The sequence below is a fragment of the Streptomyces tauricus genome, assembly GCF_014650955.1.
Lineage (GTDB): Bacteria > Actinomycetota > Actinomycetes > Streptomycetales > Streptomycetaceae > Streptomyces > Streptomyces tauricus.
The window spans coordinates 125,571-140,475 of record NZ_BMVY01000007.1 but is presented as its reverse complement, the minus strand read 5'-3'; the positions used below and the strand labels follow the sequence as shown (position 1 = coordinate 140,475).

General features: G+C 70.3%; 10 protein-coding genes. 6 read left to right on the top strand and 4 right to left on the bottom strand.

Annotated features, from left to right (window positions below; all coding sequences use genetic code 11):
• Positions 1–64: 64 nt before the first annotated feature.
• Entirely contained in the window at positions 65–313 is a 249-nt protein-coding gene (locus IE278_RS14195) for a WhiB family transcriptional regulator (RefSeq protein WP_189772252.1), read from the bottom strand.
• A gap of 976 nt (positions 314–1,289) precedes the next feature.
• Here IE278_RS14195 and IE278_RS14190 point away from each other — a divergent pair.
• Positions 1,290–2,081, top strand: a complete 792-nt coding sequence (locus IE278_RS14190; RefSeq protein WP_189772250.1) for a VOC family protein — start codon at positions 1,290–1,292, stop codon at positions 2,079–2,081.
• A gap of 239 nt (positions 2,082–2,320) precedes the next feature.
• Positions 2,321–3,547: a glycoside hydrolase family 64 protein gene (locus IE278_RS14185; RefSeq protein WP_189772248.1), complete on the top strand. Its 1,227-nt coding sequence runs from the start codon at positions 2,321–2,323 to the stop codon at positions 3,545–3,547.
• Between the two features lie 220 nt (positions 3,548–3,767).
• Here IE278_RS14185 and IE278_RS14180 read toward each other — a convergent pair whose 3' ends face one another.
• Positions 3,768–4,793, bottom strand: coding sequence for a LacI family DNA-binding transcriptional regulator (locus tag IE278_RS14180; RefSeq protein WP_189772246.1), 1,026 nt, complete (start codon positions 4,791–4,793; stop codon positions 3,768–3,770).
• A gap of 556 nt (positions 4,794–5,349) precedes the next feature.
• Complete coding sequence (locus IE278_RS14175; RefSeq protein WP_189772433.1) at positions 5,350–6,327, bottom strand: multicopper oxidase domain-containing protein; 978 nt, start codon at positions 6,325–6,327, stop codon at positions 5,350–5,352.
• Between the two features lie 332 nt (positions 6,328–6,659).
• On the opposite strand from IE278_RS14175, the gene IE278_RS14170 reads away from it, so the two are divergent.
• Both IE278_RS14170 and IE278_RS14165 read left to right on the top strand, forming a co-directional pair.
• Positions 6,660–9,167 carry a ThuA domain-containing protein gene (locus IE278_RS14170; RefSeq protein ID WP_189772245.1) on the top strand — a complete coding sequence of 836 codons (2,508 nt, stop codon included), beginning with the start codon at positions 6,660–6,662 and terminating at the stop codon, positions 9,165–9,167.
• 38 nt (positions 9,168–9,205) lie between these two features.
• Entirely contained in the window at positions 9,206–11,404 is a 2,199-nt protein-coding gene (locus tag IE278_RS14165) for an OmpL47-type beta-barrel domain-containing protein (protein ID WP_189772431.1), read from the top strand.
• A gap of 26 nt (positions 11,405–11,430) precedes the next feature.
• Here the strand turns inward: IE278_RS14165 and ligD are convergent, their stop codons facing one another.
• On the bottom strand, positions 11,431–12,444 hold the full coding sequence (gene ligD, locus IE278_RS14160; RefSeq protein ID WP_189772244.1) for a non-homologous end-joining DNA ligase: 1,014 nt from the start codon (positions 12,442–12,444) through the stop codon (positions 11,431–11,433).
• A gap of 93 nt (positions 12,445–12,537) precedes the next feature.
• On the opposite strand from ligD, the gene IE278_RS14155 reads away from it, so the two are divergent.
• Entirely contained in the window at positions 12,538–13,608 is a 1,071-nt protein-coding gene (locus IE278_RS14155; RefSeq protein ID WP_189772243.1) for an ATP-dependent DNA ligase, read from the top strand.
• Between the two features lie 273 nt (positions 13,609–13,881).
• Positions 13,882–14,847 carry a DUF3048 domain-containing protein gene (locus IE278_RS14150; protein ID WP_246570311.1) on the top strand — a complete coding sequence of 322 codons (966 nt, stop codon included), beginning with the start codon at positions 13,882–13,884 and terminating at the stop codon, positions 14,845–14,847.
• Positions 14,848–14,905 lie beyond the last annotated feature (58 nt).

Genomic DNA, 14,905 nt, shown 5'->3' with positions numbered 1-14,905 from the left:
TCGGAATTCCCGATGCGCCCCTGGTGCCGGCCCGGTACGGGGCTCGTCCTCCGCCACTACCGGGCTAGTGCTGGGCGCGTCGGAGGCTGAGGCGTTCCTTCTCGGAGAGGCCGCCCCAGACGCCGAAGCGTTCGTCGTGGTTGAGGGCGTATTCGAGGCACGCGGAGCGCATCTCGCACATTCCGCAGATCTGCTTGGCCTCACGCACCGAGCTGCCCGGCTCGGGAAAGAAGAAGTCGGAGCCGGTCTGGGCGCACAGTGCCTGTTCCTGCCAGGAGAGGTCGGGCGCGGCGGCGGTGGTGTCGTTGTGCATGCGGGGATCGTGTCGCGCATCGAAAAACATCCGATCAACACAAACTCAACGACCACCGACCGGACGCCGGTGCGGGTCCACCCCCGGACGGAACGCGAGCCCCTGGGCGTCCGGAGCCTGGGGCGTACGAGCCCGGGGCATCCGGGACCCGGGGCGGTCGTAGTCCGAGGCGCGCGGCCCGGCCCCGCAGCAGAACCCGATGATGCTCCTGGCAGGAAGCAAGCGCACACCGGCGCGCGGCAGCACCGAAACGAATGCACGCCGCCCGGCCGGCAGCTCACCGCAGCCGCCGCCCAGGGGGGGCTGGGCCGAGGGCGGGCACCCGCCGCCAAGCGCCACCGGGGGCTGGTGACGACGGTGGGCGCCCCACCCCCCGCCCGGGAAGGGCTGGGCCCGGCAGGCTTCGCGCCGCCCGGCGCCGCGCGGTCGTCGCGCAGGGCGCGGGGAGGCCAAGTCGTCGCGTCCGCGGGCTCGGCCGTCACGCGCGGCGGGCAGGCGAGGTCGGCCGTCACGCGACGGGCCGCCCCACGGGCCATCACTCGCGCCCGCCGCCGAGCACGAGCGGGGGGGTGGGTGCTGGTGGACGACGGTGGGCGCCTCGCCGCCCAGAAGGCTTTGCGCCGCCCGGCACCACGCGGTCGCCGCGCAAGGCACGGCGGAGACCGAGTCATCGCGTCCGCGGCTCGGCCGTCACGCGCGACGAACAGGCGAGGCCGGGCGTCACGCGGTGGGCTCGCCCCACGTCTCGTCACGAGGCGGGCTCGCCCCACGCGTCGCCCCACGCCTCGTCACTCGTGCCCGCACGAGCGGGGGCCGGTGCACGACTGGGGGCGCCCCTCGCTCGCGTCGAGACGCCGTGGGCGGTCACCGAGTGTGACCGTCCGCTCCGCGGCAGCGCCCCGCTCCGGCAGCGGTTGTCAGTGGGCGGTGCAAGACTCGGCAGTGCAGGCAACGAGACCCCGCAGAGGAGGGCAACATGCTCACCACCCGTTTCGTCACCGGCGCCCCGAACTGGCTCGACCTCGGCACCCCCGACATCGACGGCGCCACCTCCTTCTACAGAGGTCTCTTCGGCTGGGAGTTCCAGTCGGCGGGACCCGACTCCGGCGGTTACGGCTTCTTCCGGACGGCCGGGAAGACCGCGGCGGGCGGTATGCAGACCACCCCCGAGCAGGGCCCGCCGTCATGGACCGTCTATTTCCAGAGCCCGGACGCCGACGCCACGGCCAAGGCGGTCGAGCAAACCGGGGGCGGCGTGCTGGTGCCGCCCGACGACGTCATGGACAAGGGCCGCATGGCCATCCTCGCCGACCGGGCGGGCGTCTCCTTCGGCATCTGGCAGCCCGCCGCACTCCCCGGCCTCGACGTGGCGGGTGAGCCCGGCTCCCTGTGCTGGGTCGAGCTGTACACACCGGACATCGCCGCCGCTGCCGCGTTCTACCACTCGGTACTTGGCATGGAGACCTCGGCCATGCCGTTCCCCAGCGGCGTCTACACGTGCATCAATCCCGCGGAGGGCGGCGAGGACGGCATGTTCGGCGGTGTCGTCCCCTTGGCCGACGACCCGACGGAGCAGGAGGCGGGGGCGTACTGGCTGCCCTACTTCGAGGTCGAGGACACGGACACCGTGGTCGCGAAGGCCCAGAGAACGGGTGGCACGGTCCGTATGCCGGCCACGTCCGTGGAGGGCGTCGGCCGGATCGCCAAGCTCGCCGACCCGTACGGTGCACGATTCGCGGTGCTCAGGAGCGAGCCGACCATGGGCTGACGGTAGCCGGTGGGCCGACGGCCGCACGGCAGGCAGGAGGCGGTCGCCCCCTCCGGCCGACCCCGGCCGCGCCCCTGCCCGACCTGCCGTCAACTTCTGAAGGCGCGAACTTTTCGAGAGCGCTCTCAGTCATAACCCTTGACGCTTCAACTCCCCCCTGGGAACAGTGGTGCCCCGCAGGAGACCGATGCCCCATACATCGGCCGCTCCTGCCTCCCCCCACGTCCCAGGAGACACCTTTGATCTCACGCAGGAAGTTTCTGACCGGAACCGCGGCCGTCACCGCCGCCGCCGGCTACCCCGTCTGGGGGAGCGCTCTCAGCCCGACGGCCGAGGCCGCCCCCGCGACCTGTGAACTCGCCCTCAAGAACAACTCCCTGCCCGGCACGGTCCGCGCGTACGTCACCGGGCACGAGCAGTCGACGGGCAACTGGGTCCTGCTGCGCGCGGACGGCAGTGTCTACCGGCCCACCTCCCCGTCGGCGCCCCAGACACCGCTGCCCGTCGACTGCGCCATCCCCCTCGGCGCCGCAGGCTCGGCGGCCAGGATACTGACGCTGCCTCAGATGTACGGCGCGCGCGTCTACTTCGTACGGGACAGCACGCTCGACTTCTACCTCAACCCGGGCCCCTCCCTGGTCGAGCCCGCGTTCGCCACGCCCGCCGACCCGAACTACGGCAGGACGTGGTCGTTCTGCGAGTTCACGTTCAACACCGATCAGCTGTACGCCAACATCAGCTACGTCGACCTGGTCACCGCGCTGCCGATCGGTCTGACCCTGGAGGGCGACGCCACGCACACGGTGGCCCCGCTGCCCAATGGCGCCGTCGACCGGATCGCCGCGGACCTCACGGCGCAGGCCGCCAAGGACGGCCAGCCCTGGGACAAGCTGGTGACCCGGGGCAGCGACGGTTCCGTACTGCGGGTGGTCTCGCCGCAGAACCTGATGGCCCCGTACTTCGACCGGCCGGCCGAGATGCCGTTCCGCGACCTCTGGACCAGCTATATCGACCAGGTCTGGGAGAAGTACCGCTCGACCGACCTGGGGATCGACCTTCAGGGCGGCAGGGGCGTACTCACCGGCCGGGTCAGCGGTGACACGCTGACCTTCGCCGGTGGTCACACCTTCAGCAAGCCCACGTCGAAGGACATCTTCACCTGCAACCACGGCCCGTTCGCCAACAACCCGGGCGACTCGGACGACAAGAAGGCGATCCTCGCGCGGCTCGCCGCCGGCTTCAACCGCTCGATCATGCTCACCCACCCGACCCAGCCCAACGGGACGACCACGTCCGACTACTACACGGACGCGGTCACCAACCACTGGGCGCGCGTCGTCCACGCCAACTCCCCCATCGGCTACGCCTTCCCGTACGACGACGTACGCCCCGATGGCCAGCCCGACGTATCGGGCGCGGCCCACGACGGCAACCCACGCCGCTTCACGGTGTCGGTAGGCGCATAACCCACGCTCCTGGCGGGCCCCCGATCAACCCCGCCTGCCAGGAGCCCCGTAAGGGGCGCGGGGAACGGCGCACCCAGCCACGACGTGCCCGCACCCGACGACGTTCCTGCGCCTTTGAGGGGCGCGGGGAACTGCGCAGTCTTTTGCCTTTCAGGGGCGCGGGGAACTGCGCGACCGGCCACGGCGGACCCGTACCCGAAACTCACCCCCCGCGGAGCGGCTACGCCGAGACCCGCCGCACCAACGTCGTGGGCAGCACCACACTGGCCGGCACCCCCGCGGCAGCCCCCCGCTCCAACCCCCGCAACAACAGCCGCGCCATCAACCGCCCCATCTCCTCGATGTCCTGCCGGACAGTCGTGAGCGGCGGATCGGCCTGCTCGGTGAACGGCAGCATGTCGTCGAACCCGATCACGGCCACGTCCTCCGGCACCCGCCGCCCCTGCTCCCGCAGCACCCGCATCGCCCCGACCGCCGTGAGGTCGTTCGCGGCGAACACCGCGTCCACGTCCGGGCAGCGGTCGAGCAGTTCCCGCATGGCGTCCTCACCACCCCCCGGGGTGAAGTCACTCTCCACGATCAGCCTCGGATCGACGTCCACCATGACGTCACGGAACCCGTCGAGCCGGTCGACCGCCGAGGTCTGGTCGAGGGGGCCGGTGATGTGGGCAACGCGGGTGCGTCCGAGCCCGACGAGATGCCGTACGGCCTCGCGGGCGCCGCCGCGGTTGTCGCAGTCGACGTAGACCACACCGCGTGATCCGTCGCTCCAGCCGGGGCGCCCCCCGTACACGGTCGGCACCCCGTGGATCAGGCGGGGCAGCGGGTCGTCGAGGTGCAGCGAGAAGACGAGCGCGCCGTCGACGTGGCCGCCGGCGAGATAGCGCGCGACGCGGGCGTGGTCGTCGCGGCCCTCCGTGAGCAGCAGGACGAGCTGCGAGTCGTGGGCCGTCAGCTCCTTGCTGATGCCTCGGAGCTGGAGCGCGAAGAAGGGGTCCGCGAAGACCCGGGTCTCCGGTTCGGCGATGACCACGGCCACGGCGTCGTGGCGTCGGGTGACGAGGCTGCGGGCGGCCTGGTTGGGGACGTAACCGAGTTCGTCGACGGCGCGCCTCACTCGCTCGACGAGGGGTTCCCGGACGCCTTCGCCGCCGTTGACCACGCGGGACACCGTGGCTCGGGAGACTCCCGCCCGGGCGGCCACGGCCTCCAGTGTGGGGCGTGGCTGTGTCGACGGCTCGGTCACCTCGGGGCTCCTCAGGGCGGCGGTTGCCGATCAGGATAGCCGTGGTTCGCCCCATTGCTGAGAGCGCTCCCTTCTTGCTTGGCCGGCCGTAGGGGTGGCCGATTGCGCAGTTCCCCGCGCCCCTGAAGAAGACCGGACCGCCGCCGAGTGCGGGTCCGCCGTGCCTGATCGCGCCGTTCCCCGCGCCCCTGGAACGGAACAGGCCGGTCGCCGGGTGCGGGCACGCCGTGGTTCGGCGCGCAGTTCCCCGCGCCCCCAAGGAAGGCAAGCCGGTCATCCCGTGCAGGCACCCCGTCGCCGAGCGCGCCGTTCCCCGCGCCCTCAAGCCAAGACACCCCAAGCCGGACATCAAGTGCAGGCACCCCGTCGCCGAGCGCGCCGTTCCCCGCGCCCCCAAGCCAAGACACCCCAAGCCGGACATCAAGCGCAGGCACCCCGTCGCCGAGCGCGCCGTTCCCCGCGCCCCCAAGCCAAGACACCCCAAGCCGGACATCAAGTGCGGGCACCCCGTCGCCGAGCGCGCCGTTCCCCGCGCCCCCAGACGCGCGGAGCCCCCTCAGTGTTCGTGGGGCTCGTAGCCCGGGATCGTGCCGTCCGTTTTCTTCACCAGGAACAGGCCCGCCATTCCCATGTCGGAGTGGCTCTGGACGTGGCAGTGGTACATCCACGCGCCCGCGCCGACGCCCTCGCCCGCGATGACCTGGAAGCCGAACGAGTCCGCGGGGCCCACGATCAGGTTGTCGACCACCCGGCTGGGGTCGTCGGGGCCCGTCAGCAGACCCGTGCGGTTGTCCGCCCAGCGGTGACCGTGCACATGGAACGTGTGGTAGTACTCCCCGTGCGTGATCGAGACGAACTCGACCCGATCCCCCACCGTGGCCTCGAAGTTGGGGCTGTCGTGCCCCGGCCTGTTGTTGATCGTCATGTCGTTGAAGACGATGGTGTGGGTCTTGTCCGGGAGGATGTCGCCCTGTCGGCGGACGATCACCGGCCCGTACAGGCCCTTGCGGATACCGGTCGTGCCGTGTTCGGTGCCGACGACGTGGTCGTGGTAGTGCCAGTAGCCCGCGCTGCCCGCCCGCCAGGTGCCGTCCTTGCGCCGGCCGGGGGCATGCGTGCGCCAGGTGTACGTACGCGTGTCACCCGGCTCGACATGCGACTTGCTCAGCTTCGTGCCGTCGCTGGAGACCTCGTAGTCCAGGCCGTGGACATGCAGGCTCGCCGCCACGCCCAGCGTGTTCTCGACCTCGATGTACGCCGTGTCGCCCTCGTTGAGTTCGATCAGGGGGCCGGGGATCGTGGCCGCGCCCTTCTCCAGCCCGTAGCCCAGCTGCCCGTCGGCGAGCTTCTCGATGTACAGCTTGATGCGTCTGACCTCGCCGCCCGCGGGGGCGGTACGCAGTGCGGTGCTCGCGTCCGCCGCGCTGTCGGCGGACGTCGCGTCCTTCGCGGCGACGAGTGACAACGATGTCGCCACCGTGGCGACCGCGGCCCCGCCCAGCATCATCCGACGGCTGAAGCCACGCCGGTCCATCGCGTCCGCGGTGCCCGCACCCGTCGCGTCCGCACCCTTCGCGTCCGCAACCGTCGCGCCCGCGCCCGTGGCGCCCGTGTCGTCCGTGGTGCCCATGCCGAACTCTCCCAACCTGCAACGCGATCAACCGAGTTGACGACCCCGGCAGATCCGGCGGATCCGACGGAACCGAGTGACAGAGACGAACTGGTGAGACGGTAGTGGCATCGCCTTCGTTTATCCACACTCAGGACAAAGTTTGTGCGATCCCGGTCATACCTATTGGCGAGTTCCGCGAAAAGGTCTAGCTTCCATGGCGCTGTTGCTGTGACCGAGGAGGATGGGGTGACCACATGCGGCCCACACCGCATCAAACGCCACTGACCGTACGGAAGTTGGGCAGAGCAAGACGCAGAGGCTGGGCAGCCGCGCTGGCCGCCGGAGTCGTCGCCGCCGGTGTCCTCTCGGGGCCGGCCGCGAGCGCGCGCCCCGCGCCCGAGCCGCCCCTGACAACGATGTCGATCAAGTCGCCGCCCGGCAGCGCGGATGTGCGGGTGCTGATCTACCACGGGTCCGCGGCCGGTGGCGATGAGTCACCCGTCGTCAACGCCGGTATCGAGGCGATCGAGGACCTCGGACAGTCGGGCCCCACGGCCGGGCGCTTCAAGGTGACCGCCACGGACGACGCCTCGGTCTTCACCGACGAGACGGAACTCGGTCTCTACAACGCCGTCGTCTTCCTGACCGGTGGCGGAGACGTCCTCGATCCGGAGCAGGAGGCCGGTCTGGAGTCGTACATGGAGGCCGGCGGCGGCTTCCTCGGCATCCATGACGCGGCCCGCGCCGAGCCGTACTCGGACTGGTTCACCGGGCTCGTCGGTGCCCGTCCGGCCGCGAGCAGCCCGACCGCCGTACAGCGGGCGACCGTTGAGGTCGGCGACCGGCAGCATCCCGCCACCAAGGACCTCCCGCTCCAGTGGAAGCGCCCCGACAAGTGGCTGAACTGGACCAAGAACCCGTCCGGCGACGTGCACACGGTGGCCCGCGTCCGCGAGTCGACGTACACGCCGGGTACCGGTGCGAACGGCGCCGACCACCCCGTGTCCTGGTGCCGTGACTACGACGGCGGCCGGTCCTTCTACACCGGTATGGGCGGGACCGAATCGTCGTACGACGAGACGGAGTTCCGGTCCCATCTGCGTGGGGCGCTCGCCTGGACGAGCCGGATCTCGCAGGCCGACTGCAAGGCCACGATCAACGCCAACTACAAGGCGGAGCGGCTGACCCAGCCCAACCAGCCGGGCCAGAACGACCAGATCGGCGAGCCGCACGGTCTGGTGACCGCGCCCGACGGCCGCGTGTTCTACATCGGCCGCGGCGGCGCCGACTCCTCGCAGCCGGTCATCACGGACTGGAACAACCCGGACGTCGGCAAGGGCAAGGGCGAGATCCACGTCTACGACCCGAAGACCAAGAAGGTCACACTGGCCGGCACGCTCAACGTCTTCGGCAACAAGGGCGGCGGCGACGAGCTGATCAAGGTCGAAGAGGGCCTGCTCGGCATCGAGTTGGACCCCCGGTTCGAGGACAACGGCTGGGTGTACCTGCACTACACGCCGCACTCCCGGATCGACCGTGACAAGCGGATGGCCGAGCGCTACGTCTCCCGCTTCACCTACAACTCGGCGACCGGCAGGTTGGATCTGAACAGCGAGAAGGTCCTGCTGAAGTGGCCGGTGCAGATCCACAGCTGCTGCCACGCGGGCGGCGGTCTGGCCTGGGACTCCAAGGGCAACCTGTACATCGCCACGGGTGACAACAACTCCAGTGGCTTCAGCGACGGTTACTCGGGCAACAACCCGCAGCCGAACTACAAGGGCGTCTCCTTCGCCGACGCGCGCCGCACGGCGGGCAACACCAACAACCTGAACGGCAAGATCCTGCGCATCCACCCGGAGCAGGACGGCACGTACACCCTGCCCGAGGGGAATCTCTTCACGGGCAAGGAGACCGCCGAGGGCGGCGGCAAGACGCGCGGCGAGATCTATGTGATGGGTGTCCGCAACCCGGCGCGCATCTCCATCGACAAGAAGACCGACACGCTGTACGCGGGCTGGGTCGGTCCGGACGCCGGGTCGCCGTCGACGACCTGGGGTCCGGCGAAGTACGACACGTTCGCCGCGATCACCAAGCCGGGCAACCACGGCTGGCCGTACTGCATGGGCAACAAGCAGCCCTACCGGGACCGCAACCTGCCCGATCCGTCGAAGCCGCTCGGCTGGTACGACTGCAACGCGCCGAAGAACGAGTCGCCGAACAACGACGGCCTCGTGAACCTGCCGCCGGTCACGTCGAACACCATCTGGTACTCGCCCCAGGGCGGCGGCCCGGACTTCCCGCGTGACGCCAACGGCATCCCGTCGTACAAGACCGCGGAGCAGAAGTTCCTGCTGCCGTGGCTCAAGGGCGGCGGCCAGGCGGCCATGGACGGGCCCGTCTACCGGTACGACGCGAACTCGGCGAGCGCGGCCAAGTGGCCGGCGTACTGGGACGGCAAGTGGTTCGTCGGCGACTTCTACGACGCCGACCAGCCGCGCCACGCCGTACTCCTCGACCCGAAGACAGCCGGACAGGGCGGCATCCCGGTGCACGCCGAGTCCCTGAAGAAGATCATCCCCATCGGCAACGACGGCATCAAGAACCTCATGGACTGGAAGTTCGGCCCGGACGGCACGCTGTACGTCCTCGACTACGGCCGTGGCTTCTTCACCTCGGACTCCAAGTCCGCGCTGTGGCAGGTGACGTACAAGGGCGGCGGCCCCACTCCCGCCGCCGACCAGCTGGTCAGGGAGGCGCAGTGACGAGCGTGACGGACATCGGCAGGCGAAGAACTGGACGGCTGTGGACGGCGCTGCTCGCGGCGCTGCTGATGGTGGTGGGGCTCGCCTCCACCTCGGCCTCCGGCCAGACCGACAACACCCCGTCCGGGGCGGGCGCCGCGGCGCAGACGCTCACCTGGACCGCAGGTGACGACATCACCAAGTACACGACCGCGCCCACCACGGCGGTCGCGGGCCCGACGACGATCGTCTTCGAGAACAGCGAGGCGACCGGCAACACCATGGGCATGCCGCACACGTTGACGTTCGACGTGTCGGACCCGGAGTACCAGAACGACGTCCCGCTGAACATCCTGGCCAACCCGAACGACGACCAGGGCGGCCGGCACACGGCCGAGGTGACCCTCACGCCCGGCCGGTACCGCTACTTCTGCACGATCCCCGGCCACGGCCAGATGCAGGGCATCCTGGTGGTCACGGAGGGCACCGGCGAGGACACCACCGCGCCGGAGACCGCCGCGGAGGTCACCGGCACGAAGAACGCGGACGGCGCGTACGTCGGTTCGGCGACCGTGGCGCTCAGCGCGAGGGACACCGGCGGTTCGGGCGTCGAGCGCATCGAGTACGCGATCGGTGACGCGGGTGCCTGGCAGCCGTACACCACGCCCGTGGTGGTCGACCAGGTCGGCGCCCAGAAGGTCCGCTACCGGGCGATCGACAAGGCCGGGAACACCTCCGCGGAGAAGGCGGAGCAGTTCACGGTGGTGGCCCCGCCGACGGACGACACGACCGCGCCGGACACCTCGGCGACGGTGACCGGCGAGAAGAACGCGCAGGGCGAGTACGTCTCCATGGCGACCGTCACGGTGACGGCCTCCGACACCGGTTCCGGCGTCAACACCATCGAGTACGCGCTCGGTGACGCCGGTGCCTGGCAGCCGTACACGGCTCCGGTGATGGTCCACGAGGTCGGCGCCCACAAGGTGCGCTTCCGGGCGACGGACAAGGCGGGCAACGCGGCCGCCGAGAAGTCCGTGTCGTTCACCGTCGTGGCGCCGCCCGTCGAGGACACCACTCCCCCGGTGACCGGGGTGAGCGTCGAGGGCACGAAGAACTCGGCCGGCGCGTACATCAACACCGCCAAGGTGACGGTGACCGCGACCGACGCGCACGGCGGCTCGGGGGTGGACAAGATCGAGTACTCGCTCGACGGCGGCCCCTACCTCGCGTACACCGCTCCCGTGGTGGTCGACCGCGTGGGCGCGCACTCGGTGGCCTACCGGGCGAGCGACAAGGCCGGCAACACCTCGGACGCCCGGACGGTGAGCTTCACGGTCGCCCCGGGTGGCGGCGTTCCCGCGCCCAACTGCGCGGAGTACGACGAGCGGTTGACGGTCATCGTCGGCACGGTCGACTCGGGCGTGCCGAACCGGATCACCAACAGCCGGTGCCGTATCAACGAGTTGATCGAGGACGAGAAGGAGTGGACGTCCCACGCGCTGTTCCTCAAGCACGTGACGGCGGTCCTCAAGACCCTCCTCAAGGACGGCGTGATCGTCCAGCGTGAGTACGACCTGATCGGCGAGGCGGCCGACGAGTCGGGCATCGGCGATCCCGGGCAGACCGAGGGCTACCGCACGATCATGGACGGTACGCCGGACACCTTCGACAAGTGGCAGCACGTGGGCGGCGGTTCGTTCGGCCTGAACGGCGACGGCTCCATCACGTCGGGCACGTCGAGGGACGGGCTCGGCATGCTGTGGTTCCCCGAGCGCAAGTACGGGGACTTCTCGCTGAAGCTCCAGTGGCGTGACGACGCGCCGGGCACGGGCAACGCCAACTCCGGTGTGTTCGTGCGGTTCCCGCAGGTCCACAACCACCCGGAGGAGTCCCGGCCGGAGTGGGTCGCCATCAAGTACGGGCACGAGATCCAGGAGTTCGACAGCCCCACCGGCGACATGTACAAGACCGGTTCGGTCTACGGCTTCGACCGGGTGGGCCTGGCCGGTGCCGGTGTCACCCAGAAGGGCACCTGGAACGACTACGAGATCCGCGTGGTGGACCAGCACTACTCGATCTACCGCAACGGCGTGCTGATCAACGAGTTCGACAACATCGGCGGTCAGGACTTCACCCCGCCGCGCTCGGACGACCCGGGCACGGACGGGCGGCGGTTCTCCTCCGGCTACATCGGGCTCCAGGTGCACGGCACGACGGACGTGGTGTCGTACCGGGACGTGAGGATCAAGGAGCTGTGACGCTCAGTTAGTCGCACAGGTGCGGCTCAGCTCTCCTTCTTGGCCCTGCTCGGCTGTACCCGCTTGGGCTCACCCGGCATCTTCGGGTACTCGGGCGGGTACGGCAGATCGCCCAGTCCGTGATCGTGTTCGTCACGGGTGGCGAGTTCGAGCAGGGCTTCGAGAGAGAAAGCGTGGTCGTCCATGTCCGCGTGCACATCGCCGAGTTCGGCGAAGCGCGCGGGCATGGTCACGAGGTCGAAGTCCTGGGGTACGGCCTCGGGGACCTCGTCCCAGGTGAGGGGCGCCGACACCGGCGCGTGCGGCCGGGGGCGTACGGAATAGGCGGAGGCGATCGTGCGGTCGCGGGCCGTCTGGTTGTAGTCGACGAAGATCTTCTCGCCGCGCTCCTCCTTCCACCAGGCCGTGGTCACCTGGTCCGGCATCCGGCGCTCCAGCTCCCGTCCGACGGCGATCGCCGCCCGGCGGACCTGGGTGAACGTCCAGCGCGGCTCGATCGGCACGAAGACGTGCAGGCCACGGCCGCCGGACGTCTTGGGGAAGCCGCGCAGATCCCCGTACTCGTGCAGCACCTCGCGCAGTTCATGGGCGGCGCGTACCGCGTCGGCGTAGTCGGTGCCCGGCTGCGGGTCCAGGTCGATGCGCAGCTCGTCGGGCCGGTCGACGTCGTCCCGGCGTACGGGCCAGGGGTGGAAGGTCAGCGTGCCGAACTGGGCGGCCCACAGGACGGCGGCGACCTCGGTGGGGCACATCTCGTCGGCGCTGCGGCCGCTGGGGAAGGCGATGTGCGCGGTGGGGATCCAGTCGGGCATGTTCTTCGGCGCCCGCTTCTGGAAGAAGGACTCGCCGCCGACCCCCTCGGGGTAGCGCTCCAGGGTCGTGGGCCGGTTCCGCAGCGCGCGCAGGATGCCGGGGCCGACCGCCAGGTAGTACTGGGCGAGGTCCAGCTTCGTGTAGCCGCGCTCCGGGAAGAAGACCCTGTCCGGGCTGGACAGCCGTACCGTCCTGCCCGCCGCCTCCAGCTCCACCGCATCCGCCATGCGAGCCACGGTAGGCGCAGCGCGCAGACCACGCATATCAGGACTCACGGTGCACATCGGGCGAATACTCGCCGATCACCGCAGAATCGGAGCATGGATCTGCCGGTGATGCCGCCCGTGAAGCCCATGCTCGCCAAGTCCGCGGCGCGCATTCCGCCGGGCATGCACTACGAGGCGAAGTGGGACGGGTTCCGGGCGATCGTCTTCCGTGACGGGGACGAGGTCGAGATCGGCAGCCGTAACACGAAGTCGCTGGTCAGGTACTTCCCCGAGCTGGTGGAGGCGCTGCGGGAGCGGCTTCCGGAGCGCTGTGTGGTCGACGGTGAGATCGTGATCGCGCGCGGTGGACGCCTCGACTTCGACGCCCTCTCCGAGCGCATCCATCCGGCGGCCTCCCGGGTGAAGACCCTCTCGGAGCGCACTCCCGCCTCGTTCGTGGCGTTCGACCTGCTCGCGCTGGCCGACGAGTCGCTGCTGGACGTCCCCCTGTCCGACCGGCGGTCCCTGCTGGAGATGGCGCTGGCCGACAGCACGGCTCCCGTGCACCTGGCGCCGGCGACGACGGACATCGAGGTGGCGCGGCGGTGGTTCGAGCAGTACGAGGGCGCCGGGCTCGACGGTGTGGTCGCCAAACCGCTCGCCCTGCGCTACGGGCAGGACGAACGCCTGATGTTCAAGATCAAGCACGAGCGCACGGCGGACGTGGTGGTCGCGGGCTACCGGCTCCACAAGAGCGGGCCCGTCGTCGGCTCGCTGCTGCTCGGCCTGTACGACGCCCAGGGCACGTTGCAGCACGTGGGGGTGTGCGCGGCCTTCACGATGAAGCGACGCGCGGAGCTGATCGAGGAGCTGGCCCCGCTGCTCATGGAGTCGCCCGCCGGGCATCCGTGGGCGGCCTGGGCCGAGGAGTCGGCGCACGAGTCGGCGCGACTGCCGGGCGCGCCCAGCCGCTGGACGGGCAAGAAGGACCTCTCCTGGATCCCGCTGCGGCCCGAGCTGGTGTGCGAGGTGGCGTACGAGCACATGGAGAACGGCGAGCGCTTCCGGCACATGGCGCGCTTCCGCCGCTGGCGCCCGGACCGTACGCCGGAGAGCTGTACGTACGCCCAGCTGGAGGAACCGGTCGGCTACGACCTCGCGGACATCCTGGGACCGCGGGACTGAACGGACCCGGACGCCTCTTCACCGACCAACGCCCTTGCGCGTCCGCCCTGTTGGGTACGTCTCCCGCGTACGAACCCTGTCTCGCGGCACGGCTCCGTCGGGCGGACCGCCGTGCCCTTCCGCCCGCGCCCGTGACCCGCTCGGAGCAGCGCACGCCTTCGATCTTGGCTCATTGGGTACGTACTCGTTGAACCTATAAGCTGAAAAACGACGAAACGGGGCACGGTGGCCACGGTACGCATGAGACGGACGGGGCGTTCGAGGCGCTCGGCCATGACGACACCGCTGCTGGCCACGCTCCTGGTGGGCGCTGTGGCGACGGCCTGCACGAGCGGTGACCCGCTCGACGACAAGCAGCGCGGAAACCTGCCGCCCCGCGCCGACACCACCGAGGGCACCAGCGCCCCGGCGAGTCCGGCGCCCCGGGCCGCATCCCCGCTCGTCGTGAAGATCGACAACGTGCCCGGCGCCCGGCCGCAGACGGGCCTGGACGCCGCCGACGTCGTGTACGCCGAGCAGGTCGAGGGCGGTCTCAGCCGGCTGATGGCGGTGTACGCGACCCGCCTCCCGAAGGCCATCGGCCCCGTGCGCAGCGCGCGCGAGTCGGACCTGGAGCTGCTGCGCCAGTTCCACGAGCCGACGCTGGCCTTCTCCGGGGCCCAGAAGAGGCTGCTGCCGCTGATCGACAGTGCTCCGCTGCGGACCGCCCTGCCGGAGGACAGGGCGAACGCCTACTACCGGGGCACGGACAAGCCCGAGCCGCACAACCTCTATCTGCGGCCCCATCGGCTGCTGACGGCCACGCCGGGGGCCGACGCGCTGACGACGGGCTTCCGGTACGGGGCCGCGCCCGCGGGAGGCACGGACGAGAGCACGCGCACGGTCCGCTTCCCTCAGGCCCGCTTCACCTTCGACTGGTCCCGGGACCAGCGGCGCTGGCTGGTGTCGATGGACGGCACGCCGACGGTGACGACCGCTGGGAAGCGGGTGGGCGCGTCGACTGTCGTCGTGCAGTACGTGAACATCCGTAAGTCCAGGTACCACGACTACCTCGGCAACGTCACGCCCTACACGGAGACGGTCGGCTCGGGCACGGCGAAGGTCCTGCGTGACGGCAAGGCCTTCGACGTGGCGTGGAAGCGGCCTCTCGCCACGGGTGGCACGGAGTTCACGACGCCGGAGGGCGCGCCGGTGAACTTCGCCGAGGGGCAGGTGTGGGTGGTCTTCACCCGGGCGTGACCCGCTGCTCCGCAGGTGCCTGGCGTATTGCCTTCAGGTGCGGGTCCGCCGTAGCTGA